We start from the raw sequence: 25,463 nt of genomic DNA, 5'->3' as shown, positions 1-25,463 counted from the left end.
CCGGCACACCCGTGCGGGCGCCCGTGAGTGCGGGGGCGTCGGTGTGGCGCCGGGCGTTCGGTGAGCTCCTCGGGACGGGGCTGCTGGTCGTGACCGTCGTCGGCTCCGGGATCGCCGCCGCGGACCTGTCGCCCGACGACGTCGGGCTGCAGCTGCTGGAGAACTCGATCGCCACCACGCTCGGTCTGGCCGTGCTGATCGCCGTGCTCGGCCCGCTGAGCGGGGCGCATCTCAACCCGGTGGTGACGCTCGTGGACTGGGTGCTCGGACGGCGCGCCCCGGCCGGGGCGCGCCTCGGCGACGTGGCCGCCTACGTCGGCGCGCAGGTCACGGGCGGGATCGGCGGCGCGGTGCTCGCCAACGCGATGTTCGGCGAGCCGACGGCGATCGCGACCGCTCACCGGGTGTCGGGCGCGACGCTCCTCGCCGAGGTGGTCGCGACGGCCGGCCTCGTGCTCGTGATCCTCAGCCTGCTTCGCACCGGCCGTGACGTGCTGATCGCCCCCGCGGTGGGTGCCTACATCGGTGCGGCCTACTGGTTCACCAGCTCGACGTCGTTCGCCAACCCAGCGGTCACCGTCGGCCGCATGTTCAGCGACACCTTCGCGGGGATCGCCCCGGGTTCGGTGCTGCCGTTCGTGCTGGCGCAGCTGGTCGGTGGAGCGGTCGGCGTCGCGCTGGCGGCCGTCCTGTACCCGACCTGCGCCGTGTCTCCGCCGAGATAGGCAGCTTCCGGATCGGCGGGGCGCGTCAGGTCGCAGGTCCGCTTCCACCACACGATTGCGCCTGCCTTCTGGCCGAAAAGCGTGCATAACCGTGTGGTGGAAGCGGACCTTCCGTCAGTCGCCCGAGCGGCCGTGCACGACGCCGGTGCTGAACCCGACCGGTCCCGCCGGTACCGGGGCGGCGGGAGCGGCATCCGCCCCCGCCGCCTCGGCCGGCGCGAGCCCTATCGAGACCTGCTGGGGACCTGCCGAGGTGCCGCAGCACGAGCCCTGCCCGGAAGCGGCGAGGCCCTCGGACGAGACCACGCCGTCCGCGTCGGCGGCCAGCGCGAGGTCGGACGAGCAGACGCCGGTCGCCGGGAGGTTCAGCTCGACGGCGTCAGCCGCCGCCCGGTCGCCCGCGAGCGCCGCGGCGACGGAGCGGACCTGCTCGTAGCCGGTGGCGAGGAGGAACGTCGGGGCCCGGCCGTAGGACTTCATGCCGACCAGGTAGAACCCGGCGTCCGGCTGGGCCAGCTGGGCCTCGCCGTGCGCGGGGACCGTGCCGCACGAGTGGAAGTTCGGGTCGATGAGCGACGCGATCTGCCGCGGTGCCTCCACCACGGGGTCGAGGTCGAGGCGCACCTCGCGCAGCATCGCCAGGTCCGGGCGGAAGCCGGTGGCCGCCGCGACGTTGTGGACGGTCAGGTCGAGCGCGCCGTCGTCGCCGTCCCGACGTGCCGAACCGAGGACCCGCACGGTGTCGCCCGCGCCGTCGGGCGACGGCTCCAGGCGGTCGATCGCGACGCGGGTGAGCAGCTCGATGCGGCCCGCCTCCACCGCGTCCCGCAGGCGCGTGCCGAGCAGGCCGCGCGCCGGGAGGTCGTCGCCGGACCCGCCGCCGTACAGGCGGCGCGGGGACCCGCCGCGGATGGCCCAGGTGATCCGGGTGCCTGGCGCCCGCTCGGCGAGCTCGACGAGGCTCAGCAGGGTGTTCGCCGCCGAGTGCCCCATGCCGACCACGAGGGTGTGCCGGCCGGCGAACCGTTCGCGGTCGCGGTCGAGCACGTCGGGCAGGCCACCCACGAGAAAGCTCCCCGACTCCGGTTCGCCCAGCGTCGGCAGGCCGGACGTGCCCAGCGGGTTCGGCTGCTCGTACGTACCGGACGCGTCGATCACCGCCTGTGCCCGGATCTCCTCGACGCCGGCGGGGCCGCCGTCGACCCGGAGCAGGTACGGCAGGCGCTCACGCCCCAGCGAGCGGGAGCGGTCGGCGCCGTCCCTGGTCACGGCGAGCACCCGCGTCCCGTAGCGGATCCGCGCGCCCGCACGCTCGACGAGCGCCTCGGCCAGGGGTGCGAGGTACCGCTCGACGAGCTCGGTACCCGTGGGCAGTGCGTCCAGGTCGGGTTCGGTCCAGTGCCCGGAGCCCGTGCTCGCGGTGCCCGTGCTCGCGGTGCCCGTGCTCGCGCCGCCGGTGAGCAGGCGGCGGGCCGCGGCGTCGACGTCGTACCGCCACGGCGAGAAGAGGCGTACGTGACCCCAGCGCGCGACGGCGGCGCCGGGGCCGTCCCCGGCCTCGAGCACGAGGGGTTCCAGCCCGCGCTCGGCGAGGTGTGCCGCGGCCGCGAGGCCGACGGGTCCGGCGCCGATCACTACGACCGGCAGGTTCTGCGCTGTGGTCATTCCAGTCACCATCGTCTCTGTCAGCCCTGGTCGTATCGAAGAGTCTCGATGTGTCATGGCGAACATATCCATAAACTTCAATGCGTGGCAAGATGGGGGGCATGACGACGATCGCGCTCGCACCGGCTGCTCCCACGTCCGGCACCTGCTGTGCGCCGCTCGTGCGCGAGGCTGCCGACCCCGCCGCCGCCGCCGACCTCGCCCGCTCCTTCAAGGCGCTCGGCGACCCCACCCGCGTGCGGCTGCTCTCGATCGTCGCGGCGCACGACGGCGGCGAGGCCTGTGTCTGCGATCTCACCGAGCCCGTCGGCCTGAGCCAGCCCACCGTGAGCCACCACCTCAAGATCCTGGTCGACGCCGGACTGCTCGCCCGTGAGCAGCGCGGCAAGTGGGCCTACTACTCGGTGGTACCCGGTTCGCTCGACAGGCTGGGTGCTCTGCTCAGCGAAGCCGCGAGGTAGCCTCGCTCCTGGCGCCCGGCCACACCGCGCCAAGGAGAGATCATGACCCCGGACGAACTGCGCTCCGCGCAGAGGCTGACGATGGCGAACCCCGAACGGTTGCGCCTGCTTGCCCGCATGCTCACGCATCCGGCGGGCCGCGCAACCGCCGAGGACCTGGCGCGGTACGCCGCGTCCGACGCGCCGCGAGACGCGGTCGACGTACCGGCCGTCGCGGACGTGGAGCAGGATCTCGACGCGCTGGTGGCGGTCGGCCTGGTCGCCGTCGTGGGGCCGGTGCCCTCGTACCGGGCGTCGTCGCGAGGGATCGCGCGGTTCGGCGCGGCGGCCCTCGCGGCGCCCCGGCACCCGGGCGAAGCGGCACTCGACGTGCACGACCACGAGGCGCTGCTCGACCGGGTGGTCGAGACCCTGACCGCCGGGTTCGCCGCGAACGCGGGCGCGGGAACCGTGCATCGTCTCGTCCGCGAGTGCTACTCCTCGCTGAGCCGCCGGATCGGGTCGCCCGGGCACCTGCCCGCGCTGGCCGCATGGCTCGCGACCGACCGCCTCGCCGCGATGACCGAGGTGACGCACGGCTCCCCGCGGGACGTGCTCTTCGTCTGCGTCCACAACACCGGCCGGTCCCAGATCGCGGCGGCGGTCACCCGACGCCTCGCGGGTGACCGCATCCGCGTGCGCACCGCCGGGACGAGGCCCGTGGCCGAGCCCGACCCGATGACCGAGACGGTCCTGGCCCGCCGCGGCCTCGACGGGCTCATCGAGTTCCCGCGCGAGCTCACGGACGACATAGTGCGTGCCTCCGGCGTCATCGTCACGATGGGCTGCGGTGACTCCTGCCCCGTCTACCCGGGACGCCGCTACCTCGACTGGCCGCTCGACGACCCCGCGGGCCGCCCGATCGAGGAGGTGGAGCGGATCGTCGACGACATCACCGCCCGGGTCCGGGCGCTGCTCGCGGAGATCGACGCCGCGGACGCGGCAGTATCGCTCGACGGCTCACCGGCGTGGACACCGCGCGGCCGGCTGCCGCGTGCTGCCCGGCGGCCGTGGTCCGCCGTCGCGACCGTGCTGGGCGTGAAGGGTCAGCGGAAGGCCCGGTAGCCGGGGACCGCCAACCTGTTCACAGGCCTGTGGACGACGCCTGTGGATAACGGGTTGTGGATAACCGCGGGGTGGCCCGGTGGGGAGTGTCAGTGGCTCGGTGCATGGTGGAGGAGCGAACCACTCTCCGTGAGACGACCTCTTGAAGGGCTGAGTCAATGACCGCACCAACTTCTGCCGTGCCCGCTCCTGACGGAGTCGGCACCCTGGACTCCGTCGTCCTGGACGTCCCGAACCTCACTGCCGAGGCGGACTTCTGGAAGGCGCTGACGGCCGGCACCGTGTCGAAGGCGGACGACGACTGGATCACCGTCGTGACCCCTGACCGCTGGGGTCTCGCGTTCCAGCTGGCGCCCAACCTCGTGCCGCCGCAGTGGCCGGGCCAGGAGCACCCCCAGCAGGCGCACCTCGATCTCTACGCGGCGGACCTGGCATCCGCGAGCGCCCGCGCGGTCGAGCTCGGGGCCACCGTACTGCGGGAGGGCGAGCAGTGGATCACGCTCGCCGACCCGGCGGGGCACCCGTTCGACATCTGCCTCAAGGAGGAGGCGGAGGGCGTCACCGTCATGGGCGCGACCTTCGACTGTCCTGACGCGTCGCAGCTCGCCCAGTTCTGGTCGGGCGTGGTGGGCGAGCCGGTCACCTACGACGCGGACGGGGTCGCCATGCTGGGCGGTCCCAAGCCGCTGCTCTTCCAGTCGGTGGAGGGGTACAACGCGCCGCGGTGGCCCGATCCCGCGTACCCGCAGCAGCTCCACCTCGACATCGAGGTGCCCGACCTCGACGCCGGCGAGGCGGCGGTCCTCGCCCTGGGCGCGACGCGTCTTCCCAGCCACGAGGAAGGGTTCCGGGTGTTCGCCGACCCGGCGGGTCACCCGTTCTGCCTGGTGCACTGACTCACTGGTGCACTGACTCACTGGTGCGCTGACTCAGGTGTGCACGAGGGCCGGGTGGTCCGGGTGGTCGACCCGGACCACCAGGTCCGGTGCGCCCTCGATCTCCTCGGCGTAGCGCTCGTAGGCGGGAAGGGTCCAGGCCTCGGCGGGCGGCGTCCGACGGCGGAGCGTCGCCGGCTTGAGCGCGAGGTGCACCACCAGGTCGACGTCGAGCCCGCGTCCGACGGTGAGCGCCCCGTCGAGCACGACGACGGTCCCGGGTGCGGCGGATGCGTAGCCGACCCGGGTGGCGCGGTCGGTGTCGGGGTCGCGCAGGCTCGGCAGGTACTCCTGCCGGTCGACGACACGCGTCAGCACCTCACGGTTCAGCGCTCCGACGTCGATCCAGTCGTGGAGCAGGCTGTCGGAGTCCTCACGCCCTCGTTCGAGCCGGAGGGACCGTGGGCGGAGAAAGCCCCTGACACCGACCCGTGCCACGGGACGGCCGGCGGCCTCGAGCGGCACGACCAGCGCGTCGGCCAGCAGGTCGGGGTGCGTGGACGGGTGCCCGTCGACGAGCAGGCGGAGCGGTGTCCCGGCGGCGTCCTGGTCGCCCGGGCCTTCCGCGCGCGCGAGGACGAGCTGGACGACCCGCTCGACGAGAAGCGCCTCGCTGACCGGTTCTACGCGTGTGCTCATCGAGGTCTGACTCTATGGCGTCCGGCCCTCCTGACGGGTTTCCAACTGGACGAGCGCGACCACAGGAGGTCTTCGCGGCCCTTCGTCCACAGATCGCGGACGGCTACCTCCAGGACGTTCCCGACCGGTCGAGGATCGTGCCGAGACAGGTGCCGAGACAGGTGCCGAGCACCACCGACCGCAGGCCGTCCGGCAGGGGGACACATGCCAGGAGCACGGGAAGTCCGGGACGCACCGGTCATCGACCTGAGCGCACGCCGACAGGACCGCGACCGCCGTCAGGTGCCCGGGACCGCCACCGCCCACGACGACTCACCGGGCTGGTTGCTCCGCCCTCCCGCGTACCGGGTCGTGGAGAACCTCGTGCCCTGGGCGGGGCGCGCCGACGGCGGCAGCTTCGCCGTCCTGCTCGGCGATCCGATCGACGCCCACCTGATCGGCACCACGTTCCCGGCCCAGGCCCTGGCACGGAGCTTCTGCGGCGGGCCCACGCTCGAACAGGTCACGCACGCCATCACCAGGGAGCCGCGACGGATCAAGGCACGGGTGTGGGTGGGCGGCTACGGGACACTCGACGAGGGCGTCAGCGTCACCGCGGTCTACGTGCGGTTCGAGGGCGGCCGCACCGACGCCGACGCACGAGCCGCGCGGCATCCCGCGCTCTGGGCGTGGCTGGCCGGCCGGCTGGGGCGGGACGGCACCCGACCCCGCTGGCCCGAGCCCGACGAGATCGCGGCGGACAGCGCGGACGTGCGGGAGTCCGGCAGCTGGTGGCGCCTGCGGTGGGGTCCGTCGCGCACGCCGCACGCCCGGGACGGCGGGGCGCGGCTCTAGTGGTCGGCGCGCCGGGAGCTGATCACGCCGGTGTCGAACCCTGCCAGGTGCAGCCCACCGTGGAATCGCGCGTGCTCGATCTTGAGGCACCGGTTCATCACCACGTCCAGCCCGGCGGCCTCGGCCCCACGCGCCACGTCCTCGTGCCACAGGCCGAGCTGCAGCCAGAGCGTCTTGGCACCGACGGCCACCGTCTCGTCCAGCACGCCCGGCAGGTCGTCGTGGCGCCGGAAGACGTCGACGAGGTCGGGCACCACGGGCAGGTCGGCCAGGCTCGGGTACACGGGGTGGCCGTGGATCTCGGTCGCTCGGGGGTTCACGAAGTACACGTCGTACGAAGAGGAGGAGAGCAGGTATGACGCCACGAAGTAGCTCGCGCGCGCAGGGTTCTCCGACGCCCCGACGATCGCGACCGAGGTGGTCGTACGCAGGATCCGCATGCGGTCCTGGAGGCTCGGCCCCTGCCAGGTCTCGCTCATCGGTTCGCTCCCGTCGCCTTGGTCAGGGCCTGGTCGAGGTCCCAGAGGATGTCCTCGACGTCCTCCAGCCCCACGGAAATACGGATGAGGTCCTCGGGCACGCCCGCTGCCTCGAGCTGCTCGCTGCTCAGCTGCTGGTGCGTCGTCGACGCCGGGTGGATGACCAGCGTGCGGGAGTCGCCGACGTTCGCCAGGTGCGACGCGAGCTGCAGCGACTCGATGAACCGCCGGCCGGCGTCCCGGCCGTCGGGCGCGCCACCGACTTCGGGGATGGTCGCGCCGTCGGGCAGGCCCGTTGCCGAGGGGACCTGCAGGCCGAACGCGAAGACCGAACCCGGCCCGAGCGGCAGGTACTTCTGCGCCCGCTCGTGGTGCGGGTGCGACGGCAGGCCGGCCCAGAGCACGTACGAGACCCGCGGGTCGGTGTCGAGCCACTCGGCGACGGCCCGGGCGTTCGCCAGGTGCGCGTCCAGGCGGTACGACAGCGTCTCCACTCCCTGCAGCAGCTGGAACGCGGACTGTGCCGAGAGCGCGGGGCCGATGTCACGCAGCTGCTCGGACCGCAGCTTGGTGAGGAACCCGTACTCGCCGAAGTTCGCCCACCAGCTCACGTTCCCGTAGGACGGGACGGGCTCGGTCATCTGCGGGAACTTCCCGTTGCCCCAGTCGAACCGGCCGGACTCCACGACCACACCGCCGAGCGTGGTGCCGTGCCCGCCGAGGAACTTCGTCGCCGAGTGGATCACTATGTCGGCGCCGTGCTCGATCGGGCGCACGAGGTAAGGCGTCGCGAGCGTCGCGTCCACGACCAGCGGGATGCCGGCGGCGTGGGCCACCTCGGCGAGCCCTTCGAGGTCGGCGACCTCGCCCGAGGGGTTCGCGACGACCTCGGTGTACAGGACCTTGGTCTCGGGCGTGATCGCGGCCGCGTAGTCGGCGGGGTCGGTGCCCGGCACGAAGGTGGTCTCCACCCCGAACCGGCGCAGCGTCACGTCGAGCTGCGTCACGGTCCCGCCGTACAGCTGCGCGGAAGCGACCACATGGTCGCCCGACCCGACGAGCGCGGCGAAGGTGATGAACTCGGCGGACATACCCGACGCCGTGGCGACGGCGCCGATGCCGCCCTCCAGCGACGCGATGCGCTCTTCGAGCGCCGCGACCGTGGGGTTGCCGATGCGCGAGTAGATGTTGCCGTACTTCTGCAGCGCGAAGAGGTTCGCGGCGTCCTCGGTGTCCCGGAAGACGAACGACGTGGTCTGGTAGATCGGCACCGCCCGTGCCCCGGTCGCCGCGTCGGGGATACCCCCCGCGTGCAGGGCCCGCGTGCGGAACCCGAAGGTGTGCTCGGTCATCGTTCTCACCGTAGTGGCCCGGATGGGGGCCTCGGAGCAGCACCCGCCGCCTCGCCTGCTGCCCTGAGCGATTTCCGATGACGCGTGTCGGACCGCGCGAGTACGTTGAACCGGTGACCCAGCCCTATCTCCGCTTCCCTCATGTCCATGGCGACCAGGTGGCCTTCGTAGCCGACGACGACGTCTGGCTGGCCCCGGTCTCCGGCGGCCGCGCGTGGCGTCTGACCAGCGATCACGCCCCCGCGGCCACCCCGCGCTTCTCCCCCGACGGAACGCGTCTCGCCTATGTGTCGCACAAGGACGGGCACCCCGAGGCCTATGTGGTCGAGCTCGCCGACGGCGCCACGCGGCGCCTCACCTGGCTCGGCGGAACCACCACCATGGTGCTCGGCTGGGACGACGCCGGGCGCGTGCTCGTCGCCTCCAACGCCGGAGCGCACGAGCGCTCGCTGACCGTGGTGCGCGCGGTGGGCCTCGACGGCACCGTCGAGACCCCGCGCTACGGGCCGTCCTGGGGCGTGGCCGAGCACGAGGGTCCGGACGGCAGGCGCACCACGGCCCTCGTCTCCGCCGGCTACCGGACCCCCGCATACTGGAAGCGGTACCGGGGCGGCACGGCCTCGGTGCTCTGGATCGACCGCGGTTCGGGCGACTGGGAGCGCCCGCTGCCCGACGACGAGGCAGGCGTCTACGACCCGCACTGGATCGGCGACGCTCTGGTGTTCACGTCGGACCGCGGGGCCACGTTCCCGGACCACGCCGACGAGCAGGCGAACCTGTGGGTGCTCGACGGCCTCGCGACCGGCACGGAGACCCCGGAACCGCGACAGCTCACGACCCAGTCGGAGGCGGAGGGCTACGTCCGCGACGCCACGTCGGACGGCTCACGCATCGTGTGGCACAGCCGCGGCGACCTGTGGCTGCTCGACGGCCTCGACGGCACCCCGCGCCGGCTCGACATCACGCTCACCGGCGCGCTGCCGCAGCCGTACTGGGCCGACCCGGAATCGAGCCACGCCAGCATCGACGGCCTGGCCGTGGACAGGACCGGCGACGCGAGCGTCGTCGGCTGGCTCGGTACCGCGTACTGGGTGACCCATCGCGCGGGTCCGGCCCGGGCGCTCGTGGCCGACCCGTCGGTCCGTGTGCGGGAGCCCGTGCTGCTCGGCGACACCGGACGCGCGGTCGTCGTGACGGACGCGCCCCGCAGCACCGCGCAGGGCGAGAGCCGGGAGGACGCGCTCGAGGTCCACGCCCTGCCCGGTGCCTCCACCGACAGCCCGGACGTCGAGCCCCAGCGCTTCGCCGCCGGCGAGCTCGGTCGGGTGCTGCACCTCGCCGCGAGCCCGGCGGGAGACAAGGTGGCGGCCGTCTCGCACGACGGTCGCATCAGCCTGGTCTCCATGCCCGCCGTGGACGGTTCGGACGGCGACGGCGCGGACGACGCCGATGCCGTCGCACCCGGCACGATCACCGCGCTCGGCCGGTCGGGCAACGGAGAGGCCGCGTCGCCGACGTTCTCCCCGGACGGGCGGTACCTCGTCTGGTCCAGCCCCACGGGCAGCGAGGGTGACCACCACCAGCTCCTCGTCGCGGACCTGCACGCCGAGAACCCCGCGGCGACGGCCCTGACCTCCGGCCGGTTCCACGACTTCTCCCCCGCGTTCAGCGACGACGGCAAGTACGTGGTGTTCCTCTCGGACCGCACGTTCGACCCGTCCTACGACTCCCACGAGTTCGCCCTGTCCTTCAGCGCCGCCACCCGGCCGTGGCTCATCCCGCTGGCAGCCACCGAGCCGGCGCCGTTCGGCCCGAGCGCCGACGGATGGCGCCTGGCCAAGCCCGAGGACAAGGACGACGACAAGGACACCGGTAAGGACACCGGCAAGGACGGCGACCGGACGGAAGACGCCGGCGAGGCGACCGACAAGAAGCACAAGGTCGAGAACGCCTCGCCCGACATCGACTTCGACGGTGCCGAGGAGCGCGTGGTGCCGTTCCCGGTCGTGTCGGGCCGCTACCGCGACCTGCTCGCGGCCAAGGGCGGGGTGCTCTGGATCCACGAGACCGACGACGCCGGTGTGCTCGGCTCGCGCCACGCGGGCTCGGAGGCCGACCCCGTACCCAACGTGCTGCAGTTCTGGTCGTTCGAGGCGCGCAAGGCCACGGACGTCGCGGAGAAGGTCGGCGCCTACGCGGTGTCGGGCGACGGCGAGCGGGTGGTGATCCGTACCGGGTACGGGCTCAGCACACAGTCCGCGACGAGCAAGCCGGGCGACGACGACCCCGGTGCCTTCGACATCGACCTCTCGCGCGTCCGCTACGAGGTGGACCCCCGCGCGCAGTGGCACCAGATGTTCGACGAGAACGCCCGCATCATGCGCGACCACTACTGGCGGGCGGACATGAACGGCGTCGACTGGGACGGTGTGGTGGCCCGCTGGCGCCACCTGGTCGACCGGGTCGCCACGCTCGACGACCTCGTGGACGTGCTCTGGGAGACCGTCGCCGAGCTCAACACGTCGCACGCGTACGTGCGCAAGCCGCACGAGCCGGGCGACACGTCCCGCAGGCTCGGCCTGCTCGGCGCGGACCTCTCCCGCACCGCCGACGGCTGGCGGATCGACCGCGTCCTGCCGAGCGAGTCGTCGGACCCGGGGGCGCGGTCGCCCCTGCGCGCCGCGGGGGTCGACGCCCAGCCCGGCGACCTGATCGTCGCGGTGGACGGGCGGCCGGTGGACCCGACGGCAGGCCCGTCGGCGAACCTGGTCGGAGCGGCCGAGATCCCGGTCGAGCTGACCCTGCGCCGACCCGCCGTCGGGCCGGACGACGGTGCGTCGGACGGTGCTGCTTCGGACGGCGACCAGGCGAGGACCGCCGACCGTCGCGTCGTCGTCGTGCCCCTCGCGAACGAGGCCGACCTGCGCTACCAGGACTGGGTACGGTCGCGCCGCGAGTACGTCGCCGAGAAGTCCGGCGGCCGCCTCGGGTACGTGCACGTCCCGGACATGATGAGCACCGGCTGGGCGCAGCTGCACCGCGACCTCCGGCTCGCCACCGACTGCGAGGGCATGGTCGTGGACGTGCGGTTCAACGGCGGTGGTCACACGTCGCAGCTCGTGATCGCACGCCTCGCGGCGCGCGTCGCCGGCTGGGGCCTGAACCGGCACTACGACCGTCCCAGCTCCTACCCGGACCGAGCCCCGCGCGGGCCGGTGGTGCTGGTCACCAACGAGTACGCCGGATCCGACGGCGACATCGTCAACGCGGCCGCGCAGGCGCTCGACGTCGGACCGGTGGTCGGCGTCCGGACCTGGGGTGGTGTGGTCGGCATCGACGGTCGCTTCGACCTCGTGGACGGCACGGGCATCACCCAGCCGCGGTACGCCTTCTGGCTCGAGGGCAAGGGTTTCGGCGTCGAGAACCACGGCGTCGACCCCGATATCGAGGTGCGGCACACGCCGGCGGACTACTTCTCCGACGTCGACCCGCAGCTCGACGCCGGTATGGCCGAGGCGTTCCGCCGGCTCGCGGAGCGCCCCGCCGCGGCCCCGCCCGCGATGCCGGAGCCGCAGGTCCGCCGCCGCTGACCCCCAACGCCAATCCGTTGGTCGAGCCTGTCGAGACCCCCCGTTGGTCGAGCCTGTCGAGACCCTGAGCTCGTACGAGACAGGTCTCGACAGGCTCGACCAACGGTGGCGCCGACCAACGGTGGCACCCGATCAACGATGGCGGCCGGCCCATCAGGGCCGCGTCGCCTGGACGAACGCGATCGGCCCGAAGCGGTGCTCCACGTGCTCCACCTCACGGACGTCGGCGAACCCGGCGTCCGTGAGGAGGCGCACCAGGTCGGCCGGGCCGTGCCCGCGCGGCCTGTCGTGCCCACCACGGTGGCCATGGCCGCGCCAGCCGTGCCCACCGTGCCCGTGCCCACCATGCCCGTGCCCGCCGTGGTCCGAGCCGTCCGCACCGGCCGCGCCCCCGAAGTCCACGATCGTGACCTTCCCACCAGGGCGAAGCACCCGAGCGGCCTCGCTGGCGAACCGGACCCGGCCCGCCTCGGGCACATGGTGCAGCGCGAGCGCCGACACGATGTGTTCGAGCGACCCGTCCGCGTTCGGGAGCCGGTCGGCGAAGCCCTGCACGAGCGTGATCGGCACCCGGCGCCGGGTCGCCTTGCGGGCTGCGACGCGCAGCGCTCCGGCGTCGGGGTCGAGGCCGGTGACGCGCGCGGCCGGCTGCGCACGCAGCACGGTGAGCGCCAGGTTCGCGGTGCCGCAGCCGACGTCGAGCACGGACTGGCCGGGCGCGACGCCCGCGAGCGCCGCGGCACGCTCGTGCAGGGCGCGCGCTCCGACGCGGCGCGAGAACAGGTCGTAGAAGGGGAGCAACCAGGGCTTGCCCATGCCGGGCAGGAACTCGCGCTCACGTTCCTCGGGGGTGCGGTGGTCGAGGATCTGCACGGTCGGGTTCATCCGGGAGGCCTTCCGTCGGGTGGTGATGCGGGTGGTGATGCGGGTGGTGATGCGGGTGGTGATGCGGGTGGTGATGCGGGTGGTGATGCGGGTGGTGATGCGGGTGGTGATGCGGGTGCGCACACGGATCGCCGCCGCGCAGGTCCCGCCGCACTCCAGCATCGGACGTTCTGCGGACCGGGAGCAGCACGGAAGTCGGCGGCGGTAGCACGATCCTCGGTCTCGCCGATCGGATCGGCCCGCCCGCCGAGGGCGAGCACTCCGGCCGGGACGGCGGTAGCGTCGAACGGGTCGCGACGAAGGGGGAACACATGGCGCGGGACAGGGGCGGCTCGGCGCTGACCGTGGTGATCGCTTTCACCGCCAACTTCGCGGTGGCGACGGCCAAGACGATCGCGGCGGTCCTGACCGGATCGGCGTCGATGGTGGCGGAGGCCGCCCACTCCTGGGCGGACACCGGCAACGAGGTGTTCCTCCTGGTCGCCGAGCGGAAGTCGGGCCGCGCGCCGGACACGGACCGCCCGCTCGGCTACGGCCGGGAGGCCTACGTCTGGTCGATGCTCGCCGCGCTCGGGCTCTTCGTCGCCGGCGGTGTGGTGTCCGTCTATCACGGCATCCAGGAGTTCGATGCGACGGGCGAGACCGGCTCCTACACCGTCGGGTACATTGTGCTCGCCGTCGCCTTCTGCCTCGAGGGGGTCTCGTTCCTGCAGGCGTACCGGCGCACCCGGAGGGAGGCGCGGGCGCTCGGGCGGGACCTGCTCGACCATGCGCTGGCCACCTCGGACCCGACGCTGCGCGCGGTGCTCGCCGAGGACGCCGCGGCTCTCGTCGGCCTCGTCATCGCGGGCGGCGGTATGGCGCTGCACCAGGTGACCGGCGACGGCCGGTACGACGCGCTCGGCTCGATCCTCGTCGGGGCGCTGCTGTGCGTGGTCGCGGTGGTGCTGTTCGACCGCAACCGGCGGTTCCTGACCGGCGAGGTGGCGGACGAGCGGATCCATCAGGCGGTCCGCGAGCAGATCGAGGCCCTGCCCGGGGTCCACCGGGTGGGCCGGCTGCGGCTCGAGTTCGTCGGCCCGCGGCAGATCCTGCTGGTCGCCAGCATCGACCTGCCCGGCGACGAGTCCGAGTCGCACGTGGCGGTCCGGCTGCGCGACCTCGAGGAGCAGCTCGAACGCATCCCGCAGATCGTCGACGCGGTCCTGACACCCGCGGTGCCGGACGACCGGTGACGCGCACCGAGTCTCGCCTGCGCACAGTCCGCCCGGACGGCACGCCCGTGTACCGGCACCCGACGCGACCGGGCGCGCTGCCGGTGCAGGTCACCCGGATCGACTTCGACGTCGATCACCCGCACGTCCCGCCGGACCACAGGCACGCGCACGACTTCCTCGTGCTCGTCTACGTCGAGCGGGGCGGGGGCACCATCGCGTTGGGCGGCCGGCACACACCGCTGCACGACGGCGACGTGCACGCCATCCCGCCGGGGCAGGCGATCGGCTCCGCGCTGACGGACCTGCACCACTGCCGGGCCTGGAGCGTCGCGTTCACGCCCGACGCCGTCCCCTCGCTCGCGTCCGTGTCGCCCCTCGCCTGGGCGCACCACCCGATCCTCGCGCTGTTCGCCCTCGCGCCGCCGCCCGACGGCGCCGGCGCCAAGGTCCCGGACGCCGAACGTCCCCGCTGGTCCGGGTGGCTGACGGAGCTCGAGGAGGAGCTGGCGGAGCCGGGCCGGCTGGGGGCACGCGAGGCGGCGTCGGCCGTGCTGACCCGGATCCTCGTCGCGGCGGCCCGCCTGGCGCCGTCCGCCGTCACCTCGCCCCACCCGCTGGTGACGCGCGTCTTCGACGAGATCGAGGCGACGTTCCGGGAGCCGGTGTCGGCGTCCGACGTCGCGCGGGCGCTGGGCTACACACCCGGGCACCTGACCACCGTCGTCCGCGAACGGACGGGTCGCACGCTGCTCGACTGGATCACCGAGCGCCGCATGACCGAGGTGCGCCGGATGCTCCGCGACACCGATCTGCCGCTCGGTGTCGTGGCCGCCCGGACCGGCCTGCGTGACGCCACCTACCTGGTCCGGCGGTTCAAGGACCGGTACGGGACCACCCCTGACCGGTGGCGTCGGGGCGAGCGTGTGTGAGTTCCCGCGACTATCAGTTAGTTTTGGGGCGCGCATCGGCAATGTCGATGTGTGCCAACCGTCGAACGGAGCCTCCACCATGTCTCGCACCCGCATCCTCCTCACGGCCGCCGCAGCCTCTGCTGCCCTCCTGGCCCTGACCGGCTGCGGCAGCTCCGGCGAGCCCGGCGGCGCCGGCGAGGAGCTGGGACTGGTGTCCGGCGACACGCTGACCGTCGCCACCGAGGGCACGTACCGGCCGTTCAGCTACCACGACGAGTCCGACAAGCTGGTCGGCTACGACGTCGAGGTCGCCGAGGCCGTCGCCGAGAAGCTCGGCGTGGAGATCGAGTTCCAGGAGACCCAGTGGGACGCGATCTTCGCGGGCCTCGACGCGGGCCGCTTCGACACGATCGCGAACCAGGTGACCATCACCCCGGAGCGCGAGGCCGACTACGTCTTCTCGACGCCGTACACGGTCTCCACCGGCGTGCTCGTCGTGCCCGCTGACAACAACGACATCACGAGCTTCGCCGACCTCGACGGCAAGACCACCGCCCAGTCGCTCACGAGCAACTGGAACGACCTCGCCAAGGAGAACGGTGCGCAGGTCGAGGCCGTCGAGGGCTGGGCACAGGCCGTGGCGCTGCTGGAGGAGGGCCGCGTGGACGCCACGATCAACGACAGCCTGACCTACCTCGACTACGCGAACACCGAGGACGCCTCGGGCATCAAGGTCGCCGCGGAGACCGAGGAGGAGTCGCAGTCGGCGTTCGTCGTGACGCCCGAGCGCCAGGCTCTCGCCACGGCGATCGACGGCGCCCTGGACGAGCTGCGCGCGGACGGCACCCTCGCGGAGCTGGGCGAGAAGTACTTCGGCGAGGACGTCTCCGAGTAACGCTCCGCGCCATACGTCTCCGCTGATCGCGGGGAGAGGGATACATGGACTGGCAGCTCGCCGTCGACTCGTTCTGGCCGCTCCTGCGGGGCGCACTCATCGGCACCATCCCGCTCGCCCTCGTGTCGTTCGCCTTCGGGCTGGTGATCGCGCTCGTCGTGGCGCTGCTGCAGCTGTCACCGAACCCGGTGCTGTCGTGGGTCGGCCGCGCGTACATCTCGCTGATCCGTGGCACGCCGCTCCTGGTGCAGCTGTTCATCATCTTCTACGGCATGCCGAAGCTGGGGATCCTCTTCGACCCGTGGCCCGCGGCCATCACCGCGTTCTCCCTGAACGTGGGCGGCTACGCGGCCGAGGTGATCCGCGCGGCGATCCTGTCCGTGCCCAAGGGACAGTGGGAGGCGGGCTGGACGGTAGGCATGTCGCCGGCCAGGACGCTGGGCCGGGTCATCCTGCCGCAGGCCGCGCGCGTCTCGGTGCCTCCGCTGTCGAACACGTTCATCTCGCTCGTCAAGGACACGTCGCTGGCCGTGGTGATCCTGGTGACGGAGATGTTCCGCAAGGCGCAGGAGATCGCCGCGTCCTCCAACGAGTTCCTTCTGATCTACGCCGAGGCGGCCCTGATCTACTGGATGTTCTGCACGGTGCTCGCCGCCGGCCAGAACGCTATCGAGAAGAGGCTGGACCGGTATGTCGCCCACTGAGGACGCCCCGATCACGAACCTCCTGACCGCCCGCGGCATCCAGAAGTCGTTCGGCACCAACCACGTGCTGCGCGGGGTGGACCTGGAGGTCCGGCGCGGCGAGGTGGTCGCGCTGATCGGTGCGTCGGGCAGCGGCAAGACGACGGTCCTGCGCTCGCTCAACGGGCTCGAGACGCCCGACGCCGGGCTGCTGGAGCTGGACGGCGGCCCCACCGTCGACTTCGGCGCCCAGGCCGCCGCGGCGGGCGGCGGCTGGGGTGCCCGGCGCGCCGGCGCGCGCCTGGCGAAGGCGAACCGTGCCGCCCTGCGGGACCGGTCCGCCATGGTGTTCCAGCACCACAACCTGTTCCCGCACCGCACGGTCCTGGAGAACGTGATCGAGGGCCCGACGCAGGTCAAGCGGATCCCCCGCGCGACGGCGGTCGGCCGCGCCGAGGAGCTCCTGGACCGCGTCGGGCTCGCGGACAAGCGCGACGCCTACCCGCACGAGCTGTCCGGCGGGCAGCAGCAGCGCGTCGGCATCGTGCGCGCGCTGGCGCTCGAGCCGGACCTCCTGCTGTTCGACGAGCCGACGTCGGCCCTCGACCCCGAGCTCGTGGGCGAGGTGCTGACCGTGATGAAGGAGCTCGCGGACGAGGGCTGGACCATGGTGGTGGTGACGCACGAGCTGCAGTTCGCGCGCCAGGTCGCGACCGAGGTGCTGTTCCTCGACGGCGGCGTGGTGGTCGAGCGGGGTGCTCCCGCACAGATCTTCAGCAACCCGGCCGAGGAGCGCACCCGCCGCTTCCTCGACCGGGTCCTGCACCCCCTCGACTAGACCCTCAGTACTCGAGCGCCGCCAGGTAGAACCAGGGCGAAGTAGAACTGTGGCGAGATCACTCGCCCGGGTACTTCAGGCCGATCTGCTCGCGGATCGTGTCCAGCGTGGCCATGATCGCCACCGTCTCCTCGCGCGGGAGGAGCGGGCTGTCGATCTCGCCGGCCGCGACCAGGCGCTCGGCCTCGGCTGCCTGGAACTGCATGCCGCGGCCGGTGATCTCGGCGGTGAACGTCTCGGTCTCGGTGCCCTCGGCGTCGTACACGTGAACGGTCGTCTGGCTGTACCAGACGGCGTCGATCTCGATGCGCCCGTCGGTGCCCAGGATCGAGGCCCGGTTGGGGCCCCTGGTGTCCGACGCCGAGACGGTGGTGGCGACCCGAGCGCCGTCGTACCCGAAGATCGTGGCGATGGTGGCGTCCGCGCCCGTCTCCTTGAACGTCGCGTGCGACTGCACGGTGAGCGGCTCACCGAACACGTCCCAGGCGAACGAGACGGGGTAGATGCCCAGGTCGAGCAGCGAACCGCCGCCGAGCGCCAGGTCGTTGATGCGGTGCGCCGGGTCGTCGGGCAGGTCCTGGGTGTGGTCCACCATCAGGGTGCGGACCTCGCCGAGCACGCCCGAGGCGATGATCTCGCGCACGCGCGCCATGTGCGGCAGGAACCGGGTCCACATGGCCTCGAGCGCGACGAGGCCCTTCTCCTCGGCGAGGTCCATGACCTCGCGCGCCTCGGCGGCGTTGACCGTGAACGGCTTCTCGACCAGCACGTGCTTGCCGGCCTCCAGCGCGAGCTTCGCGGCCTCGGCGTGCATCGGGTGCGGCGTGGCGATGTAGACGATGTCGACCTCGGGGTCGTTCACGAGGTTCTCGTACGAGCCGTGCGCCGTCGGGATGCCGAAGCGGTCGGCGAAGGCTCGCGCCTTCTCCAGGGACCGGGACCCCACCGCCTGCACGGTGAAGCCGTTGTCGTTCAGGTCTGAAGTGAAGGCCGCGGCGATCCCGCCGGCCGCCAGGATGCCCCATCGCAGGTGTGTCATGCGTTCGAGCGTAGTGCCCTCACCGATACGCCGAGGTGGAGGTCCGCGAAGTAGAGCGCCTGTCCGTGTTCCCCGGCGTTACCGGGGAGACTCGGACAGGCGCTCTACTTCGCGGGGAACTGGGGTCAGTTGACCTGGATGGTCATGTGGCCCTTCTTGGTGTCCTGCGTGAGGACCTTGATCGTGGTGCCGGTTCCACCGACGATCACCGAGTTACCCGGGCTGCTCTTCTTCCAGTACGCCTGGGGGTTGGTGTCGTCGAACGTCCACACCGGAACCTGCTTGTCCTTGACCAGGCGGGTCAGCTCGGTCTCCGACACCTCGCGGTGCAGCGAGAGCTTGTCGGTCCGCTGCAGCCCGAAGGTCGCGTCGAAGGACTGGATGCGGGGGCGGGCGATCGTGCCGTCCGACCACTTCATCACCTGCGGACGCGCGTCGACCGGGAGCGCCTGGCCGTGGCCCGGGTGCTGCGACACGTTGTTGTCGCTGTACCGGCTGTTCACGTACCAGATCAGCAGACCGTCCTGGTAGGGGTAGTGCTCCACGCGGTTGCTGTTGGAGAAGGTCCAGCCGTAGTTGTACGGACCCTCCTGGAGCGTCTTGTCGTAGCCGCCGTACACGCGGTTCTCGGCCACGTAGTAGTGCGAGAACTCGACCTCGTAGGTCCCGTCGGCAGCGACCGTCTGGAAGCCCTCGGCGGTCCAGTCCGACGAGTCCTCGAAGTCCTCGGTCAGCGCGGTGCCCACGGCGACGGTGTCCACCATGAAGCCCGTCTCGGTGGTGCCGCCGTCGGTCGAGTAGCGGAACCGGACGGACGCCGTCTGGCCGGCGTACGCGGAAAGGTCGGCCGTCAGATCGACCCACGCGCCGTCCGAGCTGCCCGTGATGCCGTTGCCCGGGTTGGTGCCGTTCGGGTCCTCGTCCGTGGAGAGGTTGGTCGCCACGGACGTCCACGAGGTGCCGCCGTCCGTGGAGACCTCCGCGAACGCGTAGTCGAAGTCCGCCTCGATGGCGTACTGGACCTTGGCGGTCAGCGAGCCGCCCGCCGGCACGGTGAACGACGGCGAAGCGATCGTGTTGTTCAGGTCGTCGGCCTTGCCCGAGTAGACGAACTGGCCGTCGACCGGAGCGACCCCCAGGTCCTCCTTCGCGACGCCGTCCGGCAGGTTCACGATCGCCGCCTGCTCGCGCGTGGTGGCGTGGTACGACGGGCCGAGCTTCACGCGCTCGGTGTCACCCGGCTCCACCACCTCGTAGTCGAGCCAGCCCAGGAACAGCTTCTCGGTGGCGCCCATGTGGTTCGGCGTCGTGCCGATGGTGCCCTCGCCGTGGCTCATCCACGAACCGGAGCTCATGAGGGTCCAGAAGCCGGTGCCGTTCTCGCCGCCGTCGGTGTCGTAGTAGTCCGGCAGGCCGAGGTCGTGACCGAACTCGTGCGCGAACACGCCGAGGCCGCCGTTCTCCGGCTCCGTGGTGTAGTCGCGGATCCAGAGGTCGGAGTCACCGATCTTGATGCCGCCGACCTTCGCGTAGTCGGCGGGGCCGTCGGTGCCCACACCGCCCTGGTTGACCGACCAGCGGTGGGACCAGATCGCCGACTCGGGCGCGCCGGCCTCCTCGCCCTCACCGGCGTGGATCGCCTGGAAGTGGTCGATGTAGCCGTCCGGCTCCGACGTGATGCCGTCGCCGTCCAGGTCGTAGCGGTCCCAGACGTCGAACGACTTGAGGTACGCGTCGATCTCCTCGGCGGTCTTGCCCGCCGCGACCTGCTGCTCGTACCAGGCGTCAGCGGTGTCCTGGATGAACCGCGTCATGTCCTCACCGGACTCGGTGGTGCCGTAGGACGCGGTGCTGTGCGGCACGGTGACCCAGTCGGACACGTCGCCCTGCAGGTCGAACCGGCCGGACGACATCTCGTCGTAGATGCCTGCGAACGACTCGCCGCCCTGGTCCTCCAGGCCGGTGAAGAACATCTCCTTGTAGTGCTCGCTGGAGAAGTTGGGCTCCCAGTAGGTGGAGTTGTCGCTGCGCACCGGCTCCGGGATGTCGTTGTGCACCGGGCCCGCAGGGGCGTCCGGGTAGCGCTCGTCGGCCTGGTCGCCGAACTCGACGAGGATGCTGAAGAGCTGCGCCGTCTCCTCGACGCCGTACTCGACGTACTCGCGAGGCGAGATCTCCACGACCTTCGACGCGCTGTCGCCCTTGCCGCGGATCTCGACCTTGGCCTCGCCGGTGGCGACCAGGTCGACCGCGCGCTGCCGCTTCTCGGTCTGCTTCTCCGCGAGCGGGTCAGGACGGTTGTCCTCCTTCGCGGGCGCCGCCTGCGGCGGCACCTCCTCGGCGGAGGGTGCTGCCGAGGCTGTGATCGGTACGAGGGCTGCGGAGAGCAGCAGGGCAGCTCCCGCGCCGACGGCACAGATGCGTTGGTTCATATTTCCTCCGTGAAGAGTTGCGGCGTCCGGGGACGAGGAGGTGATTCGTGTCGCCGGACCTGCGGGACACCTTTGTCCCTGGAGGAGGAAACCAGGGAAATATTACGACAATGTTGCCTAGGACACACGAATGGCTCACGATCCACGACTGATATTGGTACATCGAATCGGTCCGACGCCGCGTAGGTTGGTCGCCGTCCGCCGGGCTCGTTCGTCGTCCGGGTGCACCTACGCCCACCGAGCAGCCGGAGTACAGCATGACCTCGAGCAGACCCGTCGCCGCAGCGCGCTTCGCCGCGCCACCCGTGGACCAACGTCGGGCGGTCATCGCCCTGTTCGCCCTCTCCACGAGCGCCTTCACCTTCGTGACTAGGGCCTAGACGCACCTTTCCTGCGGCCGGTGCTATTACATCAACCCTTGACGCGTCGCCCTTGTCGTTAAACCATGACTGGGCAATGTTTCCCTGATTCCGAGCAAGGATGAGGTAGGAAGATGCGCGCACGGTTCCTCGGCAAGGACCCTGAGTCGAACGAGGGCAACAGCCCGACTCTCTTCGCAACCGACCGCACCGACCGGGTGACGTACATCGCCCAGGGGTGGAAGGTGACCGACCCCCAGGTGCTCGCCGACGTCGGCGAGGTCCCCGACCACGAGGCCATCATCGAGATTCCGGAGGACGTCATCAAGATGTGGGCCCGCCGGTACCAGGAGGGAACGCTCTGACCGCACAGCTGATCCCGCCCGGGCCTGAGTTCGCGCGGATGCTCAAGGAGTTCGAGCACTCGGCGTTCCGGCTGGAGACCCGCGACAGCTACGCCGCGCCGAGCGAGGCGGCTGCGTTCGCGCAGTTCCTCGCCGGCGAGGATCCCGACATGGGCTGGTTCCAGAACTGGCTCGCGTCGATCCGGACGACGACCGGCGACGGGCGCACCTTCCGGCGCGTTCGGGTCGTCTCGGTACCGCTGAGCGACTATGTCCGCTTCTCCTTGGGCGTCGCCGAGCTGGCCAACGAGGCGGGCGAGGACATCCGGTACGTTGCACGACAGGACGCCGGCGGGCTGCCCGAGTTCGACTACTGGCTGTTCGACTCGCGCACCGTCGGCAAGATGCACTTCGACGACGAGGACGAGTTCCTCGGCGTCGAGCTCATCGACGACCCGGCCACAGTGGTCGAGTTGAACTACCAGCGCGATGCCGCCTGGCACCGCGCGATCACGAGAGACGACTTTGCCGCGAAGCACATCGACAAGCTCTGATCTCAACGACGCTCGCGACGCCCTCGCGGGGCGTCTGCGCGAGCTACGGCGAGCTGCGGGCCTGACCGGCCTGCAGCTCGCCACGTCGTTGTCCTGGCAGCCGTCCAAGGTCTCGAAGATCGAGCACTCAAAGCAGACCCCCTCTGACGACGACATCCGCGCGTGGTGCCGGACTACCAACGCCGAGCAGGAGGTCGACGGCCTGCTCGTTGCGCTGCACACGCTGGAGACCCGGCACGCGGAGTGGCAGCGGCAGTTCCGCGCCGGCGTGGCCACCGTCCAGACGCAGACAGCTCGGCGCGAGGAGTCGACCGAGCTGCTGCGGATCTTCGAGCCGACGTTCGTCCCCGGGTTGCTGCAGACGCCGGAGTACGCCCGGTACCGGTTCGCCGAGGTCACGCACAAGTTCGGTCACCGCCAGGACGTCGACGCCGCGGTCGCCGAGCGGATGCGCCGGCAGGAGATCCTGTACCGGCCAGGCAAGCGGTTCCACATGGTTGTGACCGAGGCCGTGCTGCACTACGCCCTGTGCCCGCTCGAGGTGATGCTGGGCCAGGTCGACCGGATGATCTCGTTGTCCATGCTGCCCAGCGTCCGGCTCGGGATCATCCCGTTCGAGACGCGCTACACGATCGCGCCAACTCACGGCTTCTGGATCCACGACGCCGACCTGGTCCAGGTCGAGACCTTCTCGGCCGGCCTCAACCTGGCGCAGCCCGGCGAGGTTGAGCTCTACACGAAGGTGTTCGAATCACTCGCGCTGGACGCCGACTACGACCGCAAGGCACGCACCCTCTTGACCAGGACCGTCGAGGCGATCGCGAACCGTCTCGACGCTGAGGGCGACCCGTCCGAGCAATCTTGAGCAATCTTCTCGCCGCCAGCGATTCGCGTTAATAATCTCCAGCGCATGACCACAGCGACGCCGCTCGCAGCGCGGCACCCCGACGTGACCGAGCGGGCGCTCGTCGCCTGCGACATCGATGGCACCTTGGTCCGCACGGGGCACCCCGTGCGCCCTGCCGTGCGAGCCGCCGCAGCCAAGGTCCGCGCGGCTGGCCACCACATCGTCTTAGCGACCGGCCGGTCGCTGACCGGGGCGATCCCCGTGGCCCTGCAGCTGGGGCTGCAAGACGCGTGGATCGTCGCCTCGAACGGCGCGATCACCGCGCACCTGATCGACGGCCACTACGAGATCACCGAGCAGCACCTGGTCGATACCGAGATCGCCGTACGGGTCGCGCTCAGAACTACGCCCGGCGTGCGGATCGCCGCGGAGATCCCTGGCGACGGCTACCGCGTGAACCTGCCTTTCCCCGAAGGCCAGCTCAACGGCGTGCAGAACAGTGTGCGGGCCCTCGAGGAGCTCTGGAGCCACCCGACTCCGCGGCTCGCCATGCACGACCCCGCCGCCTACCGTCTCGTCCCGGACCTGCAAGCGCACGGGCTAACAGCTGTCGCACCCCAGGGCCGATCTGACTGGATCGACGTGACGGCCAACGGGATCTCCAAGGCGACCGCGCTGGAGAAGATCCGCGCCCTGCTCGGCGTCGAGGACTACGACACCGTCTCCATCGGCGACAGCGACAACGACCTCGAGATGCTCGAGTGGGCGACGTGCGGCATCGCCATGGGCCACGCACCCGCCCACGTCCGCGCGGCCGCGGACACCGTCACCGGCACCATCGACGACGACGGCGCCGCGAGCGCCCTGCTGTCGCTTCTGGACTGAGGTGTCCAGGCACGGCAAAGCGCCCCGACGCGGCCTCTGGGGGGCCACGCCGGGGCGCTTCTTCGACTACTGGGAGTTGTCTCGGTCAGGTTACTCCGAGGCTCTGACATCCTCGGGCGACGCCGGCTCGGCGGGGCGGTTGAGCACCGAGAGGTTGCCCGCCATCACCGCGTCGACGGCGGCGTCGAGGCTGTACCCGGCGCCGGTCAGCGTGGCGATCGTCCGGGCCAGGGCCTCCTGCGTGTACACGGCCTCGTCGGCGGGCTCTGCGGGCTGCAGTTGCTCCAGGCTGGCCCGCGTGGGCCGGTAGGCGAAGCCGAGGGCGCCGACGATGAACAGGCAGGCGGCCACGACCCGGGCCGTCGTGGCGTCGACGCGGTCGTCGAGCTCGGGGAACCAGATGTCGGTCACGCCCTGCGCGGCGATCGCGAGCAGCGCGACGACGACGGCCGCGGCGTAGATCACCGTGCGGACCTTGCGGGGGATGAGGTCGACGACCTCCGCGAGCGCCGTGGCGAGGGTGGGGTTGATCATGATGCGGGTTCTCCTACTTCGAGAGGCGGGCGGTGAGGGTGTCGACGACGGTGCGGGCCGTGTCGGCGGGCAGGCGTTCGAGCAGCGCGTCGAGGCGCTCGACCAGGGCGTCGGCGACGTCGCCGGCGTCGACGTCGACCTCGACCGGGACGACCTCGTCAGCCAGCTGGTTGGCCAGGACGCGGCGGGCGGCGTTAAGGACGCGCTCCCAGATGGCGCGCGGCGGCGCCGCGCCGCGGCCGTCCTTGATCGGGGTGGTCAGGAGGGCGTAGATGTCGTCGACGCGGTCCTTGAGCTCCCTCTGGTCCTTCTCGGTCAGGTCGGGCATGAAGCCTCCAGGGTTGGTGTCGGCGCCGGCCACGATGGCGATGGCGCGGTCGAGGATGGCGGGGATCTGCTTGATGCGGTTGTCGCCTGGGCAGACCTTCCCGAACGCGCTGGACCAGACCTCGCCGCCACCGCGCTGCATGCGGCCGGCGAGGATGTTCGGCATCGACGGGAAGTTGCCGTTCACGCCCAGGCGGTGCCAGCCGATGCCGTGCTCGCCCGTCGCGGACGACGTCATCAGCCGCAGCGGGATGCCGTAGGTCTGGTGGGCCCAGGCGATGATGCGGGCGATGGACTCGCACTGCTCAGGCGTCCATCGGCCGTTCGCGTCGGCGCCCTGGGTCTCGATCGAGAACGCCCGCGAGCTGCCGTACGAGTCGGCGGCGCTGAGCCGGTCGCCCCGGATGTACTGCTCGATGTGGCCGCTGCGCGCGACGTGGGTGTTCGAGCACGCCTTGTTCGCGGGGTTCGAGAAATAGCCGTGCTGGCTGGTGGCCTCGGACGCCGTCAGGTGCAGGATTACGCACGTCGGGTTGGTGGCGTCGTCGCGCGCCTCTGCCCAGGCGATCGGGCGGTAGGTGGCGAACGGGATGACGTGCTGCATGGCTCAGGCTCCGTTCCAGAGGTTCAGGGCGAGGCTCGCGATCGCGACGACGGCGGCGACCACGGCGGTCCAGGGAATGCGGCGGCCGTCGATCTCGGTCCGGACCTTCGATGCCTCGTGGCGCGCCTCGGCCACGGCCTGCTCGGCGTCGGCACGGGCCTCGGCGATCTCGCGGTTCGCGGATGCGCGCCACAGCTCCCACTCGGTGCGCGGCAGGAACGCGGAGGCCGTGGTGCGGACCTCCACGCGCATGTCGGAGACCTCGGAGCGCAGGTCGTCCAGGCGTGCGACGACAACGGCGAGGGTCGGGTCTGAGGTGGTCATG

26 protein-coding genes are annotated in these 25,463 nt (G+C 71.4%); 16 read left to right on the top strand and 10 right to left on the bottom strand.

The features are described from left to right. Positions 1 to 23: 23 nt before the first annotated feature. Positions 24 to 725, top strand: coding sequence for an aquaporin (locus ACNYC2_RS28840; protein WP_419707922.1), 702 nt, complete (start codon positions 24 to 26; stop codon positions 723 to 725). A 114-nt stretch (positions 726 to 839) separates the two neighbouring features. Here ACNYC2_RS28840 and ACNYC2_RS28835 read toward each other — a convergent pair whose 3' ends face one another. Then, positions 840 to 2,390 carry an FAD-dependent oxidoreductase gene (locus ACNYC2_RS28835; RefSeq protein ID WP_419705019.1) on the bottom strand — a complete coding sequence of 517 codons (1,551 nt, stop codon included), beginning with the start codon at positions 2,388 to 2,390 and terminating at the stop codon, positions 840 to 842. Between the two features lie 101 nt (positions 2,391 to 2,491). Between ACNYC2_RS28835 and ACNYC2_RS28830 the strand changes: the two genes are divergently transcribed. From ACNYC2_RS28830 to ACNYC2_RS28820, 3 genes are all read left to right on the top strand, one after another. After that, a complete protein-coding gene (locus tag ACNYC2_RS28830; protein WP_419705018.1) occupies positions 2,492 to 2,851 on the top strand; it encodes an ArsR/SmtB family transcription factor in 360 nt (119 codons plus the stop codon). A gap of 42 nt (positions 2,852 to 2,893) precedes the next feature. Continuing rightward, positions 2,894 to 3,955, top strand: a complete 1,062-nt coding sequence (locus ACNYC2_RS28825; RefSeq protein ID WP_419705017.1) for a low molecular weight phosphatase family protein — start codon at positions 2,894 to 2,896, stop codon at positions 3,953 to 3,955. Positions 3,956 to 4,113: 158 nt separating this feature from the next. Beyond that, on the top strand, positions 4,114 to 4,851 hold the full coding sequence (locus tag ACNYC2_RS28820) for a VOC family protein (protein WP_419705016.1): 738 nt from the start codon (positions 4,114 to 4,116) through the stop codon (positions 4,849 to 4,851). A gap of 33 nt (positions 4,852 to 4,884) precedes the next feature. Here the strand turns inward: ACNYC2_RS28820 and ACNYC2_RS28815 are convergent, their stop codons facing one another. Beyond that, a complete protein-coding gene (locus ACNYC2_RS28815) occupies positions 4,885 to 5,529 on the bottom strand; it encodes a uridine kinase (protein WP_419705015.1) in 645 nt (214 codons plus the stop codon). 204 nt (positions 5,530 to 5,733) lie between these two features. Between ACNYC2_RS28815 and ACNYC2_RS28810 the strand changes: the two genes are divergently transcribed. Next, positions 5,734 to 6,363 carry a hypothetical protein gene (locus ACNYC2_RS28810; RefSeq protein WP_419705014.1) on the top strand — a complete coding sequence of 210 codons (630 nt, stop codon included), beginning with the start codon at positions 5,734 to 5,736 and terminating at the stop codon, positions 6,361 to 6,363. Here the strand turns inward: ACNYC2_RS28810 and ACNYC2_RS28805 are convergent. Both ACNYC2_RS28805 and ACNYC2_RS28800 read right to left on the bottom strand, forming a co-directional pair. Continuing rightward, a complete protein-coding gene (locus tag ACNYC2_RS28805) occupies positions 6,360 to 6,842 on the bottom strand; it encodes a CoA-binding protein (RefSeq protein ID WP_357508237.1) in 483 nt (160 codons plus the stop codon). The two genes, ACNYC2_RS28810 and ACNYC2_RS28805, sit on opposite strands and share 4 nt — an antisense overlap. Further along, a complete protein-coding gene (locus ACNYC2_RS28800) occupies positions 6,839 to 8,194 on the bottom strand; it encodes an O-acetylhomoserine aminocarboxypropyltransferase/cysteine synthase family protein (RefSeq protein ID WP_419705013.1) in 1,356 nt (451 codons plus the stop codon). The genes ACNYC2_RS28805 and ACNYC2_RS28800 overlap by 4 nt, the downstream gene beginning before the upstream one ends. Before the next feature lie 113 nt (positions 8,195 to 8,307). Here ACNYC2_RS28800 and ACNYC2_RS28795 point away from each other — a divergent pair, with 113 nt between their 5' ends. After that, on the top strand, positions 8,308 to 11,784 hold the full coding sequence (locus tag ACNYC2_RS28795; RefSeq protein WP_419705012.1) for a S41 family peptidase: 3,477 nt from the start codon (positions 8,308 to 8,310) through the stop codon (positions 11,782 to 11,784). Between the two features lie 153 nt (positions 11,785 to 11,937). Here the strand turns inward: ACNYC2_RS28795 and ACNYC2_RS28790 are convergent, their stop codons facing one another. Then, positions 11,938 to 12,792 carry a class I SAM-dependent methyltransferase gene (locus tag ACNYC2_RS28790; RefSeq protein WP_419705011.1) on the bottom strand — a complete coding sequence of 285 codons (855 nt, stop codon included), beginning with the start codon at positions 12,790 to 12,792 and terminating at the stop codon, positions 11,938 to 11,940. Between the two features lie 188 nt (positions 12,793 to 12,980). On the opposite strand from ACNYC2_RS28790, the gene ACNYC2_RS28785 reads away from it, so the two are divergent. From ACNYC2_RS28785 to ACNYC2_RS28765, 5 genes are all read left to right on the top strand, one after another. Continuing rightward, positions 12,981 to 13,904 (top strand): cation diffusion facilitator family transporter, encoded by a 924-nt coding sequence (locus tag ACNYC2_RS28785; protein WP_419705010.1) that lies wholly within the window; start codon positions 12,981 to 12,983, stop codon positions 13,902 to 13,904. Further along, positions 13,901 to 14,815 (top strand): helix-turn-helix domain-containing protein, encoded by a 915-nt coding sequence (locus ACNYC2_RS28780; RefSeq protein ID WP_419705009.1) that lies wholly within the window; start codon positions 13,901 to 13,903, stop codon positions 14,813 to 14,815. The genes ACNYC2_RS28785 and ACNYC2_RS28780 overlap by 4 nt, the downstream gene beginning before the upstream one ends. A gap of 79 nt (positions 14,816 to 14,894) precedes the next feature. Next, positions 14,895 to 15,692 carry an amino acid ABC transporter substrate-binding protein gene (locus ACNYC2_RS28775; protein ID WP_419705008.1) on the top strand — a complete coding sequence of 266 codons (798 nt, stop codon included), beginning with the start codon at positions 14,895 to 14,897 and terminating at the stop codon, positions 15,690 to 15,692. Between the two features lie 44 nt (positions 15,693 to 15,736). Further along, entirely contained in the window at positions 15,737 to 16,396 is a 660-nt protein-coding gene (locus ACNYC2_RS28770; protein ID WP_419705007.1) for an amino acid ABC transporter permease, read from the top strand. Then, positions 16,383 to 17,213, top strand: coding sequence for an amino acid ABC transporter ATP-binding protein (locus ACNYC2_RS28765; protein WP_419705006.1), 831 nt, complete (start codon positions 16,383 to 16,385; stop codon positions 17,211 to 17,213). Before ACNYC2_RS28770 ends, ACNYC2_RS28765 begins: the two co-directional genes overlap by 14 nt. A 58-nt stretch (positions 17,214 to 17,271) precedes the next feature. Here the strand turns inward: ACNYC2_RS28765 and ACNYC2_RS28760 are convergent, their stop codons facing one another. Further along, complete coding sequence (locus ACNYC2_RS28760; RefSeq protein WP_419705005.1) at positions 17,272 to 18,252, bottom strand: Gfo/Idh/MocA family protein; 981 nt, start codon at positions 18,250 to 18,252, stop codon at positions 17,272 to 17,274. A 125-nt stretch (positions 18,253 to 18,377) separates the two neighbouring features. Beyond that, on the bottom strand, positions 18,378 to 20,684 hold the full coding sequence (locus ACNYC2_RS28755; protein WP_419705004.1) for an immune inhibitor A domain-containing protein: 2,307 nt from the start codon (positions 20,682 to 20,684) through the stop codon (positions 18,378 to 18,380). A gap of 257 nt (positions 20,685 to 20,941) precedes the next feature. Here ACNYC2_RS28755 and ACNYC2_RS28750 point away from each other — a divergent pair, with 257 nt between their 5' ends. The 5 genes from ACNYC2_RS28750 to ACNYC2_RS28730 all read left to right on the top strand — a co-directional run bounded on the left by ACNYC2_RS28750 (position 20,942) and on the right by ACNYC2_RS28730 (position 23,673). Continuing rightward, positions 20,942 to 21,064 (top strand): hypothetical protein, encoded by a 123-nt coding sequence (locus ACNYC2_RS28750; protein WP_419705003.1) that lies wholly within the window; start codon positions 20,942 to 20,944, stop codon positions 21,062 to 21,064. 113 nt (positions 21,065 to 21,177) lie between these two features. Then, positions 21,178 to 21,408, top strand: a complete 231-nt coding sequence (locus tag ACNYC2_RS28745) for a hypothetical protein (protein ID WP_419705002.1) — start codon at positions 21,178 to 21,180, stop codon at positions 21,406 to 21,408. Positions 21,409 to 21,446: 38 nt separating this feature from the next. Next, positions 21,447 to 21,941 (top strand): DUF6879 family protein, encoded by a 495-nt coding sequence (locus ACNYC2_RS28740; protein WP_419705001.1) that lies wholly within the window; start codon positions 21,447 to 21,449, stop codon positions 21,939 to 21,941. Next, positions 21,913 to 22,806 (top strand): helix-turn-helix domain-containing protein, encoded by an 894-nt coding sequence (locus ACNYC2_RS28735; RefSeq protein WP_419705000.1) that lies wholly within the window; start codon positions 21,913 to 21,915, stop codon positions 22,804 to 22,806. Before ACNYC2_RS28740 ends, ACNYC2_RS28735 begins: the two co-directional genes overlap by 29 nt. A gap of 45 nt (positions 22,807 to 22,851) precedes the next feature. Beyond that, positions 22,852 to 23,673, top strand: a complete 822-nt coding sequence (locus ACNYC2_RS28730; protein ID WP_419704999.1) for an HAD family hydrolase — start codon at positions 22,852 to 22,854, stop codon at positions 23,671 to 23,673. A 90-nt stretch (positions 23,674 to 23,763) separates the two neighbouring features. On the opposite strand, the gene ACNYC2_RS28725 is transcribed toward ACNYC2_RS28730, so the two are convergent. Genes ACNYC2_RS28725 through ACNYC2_RS28715 form a run of 3 tightly spaced genes read right to left on the bottom strand, consistent with a single transcriptional unit; the run spans position 23,764 to position 25,462 of the window. Next, positions 23,764 to 24,207: a hypothetical protein gene (locus ACNYC2_RS28725; protein ID WP_419704998.1), complete on the bottom strand. Its 444-nt coding sequence runs from the start codon at positions 24,205 to 24,207 to the stop codon at positions 23,764 to 23,766. 13 nt (positions 24,208 to 24,220) lie between these two features. Beyond that, positions 24,221 to 25,138, bottom strand: coding sequence for an N-acetylmuramoyl-L-alanine amidase (locus ACNYC2_RS28720; RefSeq protein ID WP_419704997.1), 918 nt, complete (start codon positions 25,136 to 25,138; stop codon positions 24,221 to 24,223). Positions 25,139 to 25,141: 3 nt separating this feature from the next. Beyond that, a complete protein-coding gene (locus ACNYC2_RS28715; protein WP_419704996.1) occupies positions 25,142 to 25,462 on the bottom strand; it encodes a hypothetical protein in 321 nt (106 codons plus the stop codon). Between the last annotated feature and the right edge of the window lies 1 nt (position 25,463).

The sequence above is a fragment of the Promicromonospora sp. NFX87 genome (assembly GCF_048564965.1).
Classification (GTDB): domain Bacteria; phylum Actinomycetota; class Actinomycetes; order Actinomycetales; family Cellulomonadaceae; genus Promicromonospora.
The sequence above is the reverse complement of the archived record's forward strand: the minus strand, read 5'-3'. Positions and strand labels throughout refer to the sequence as shown.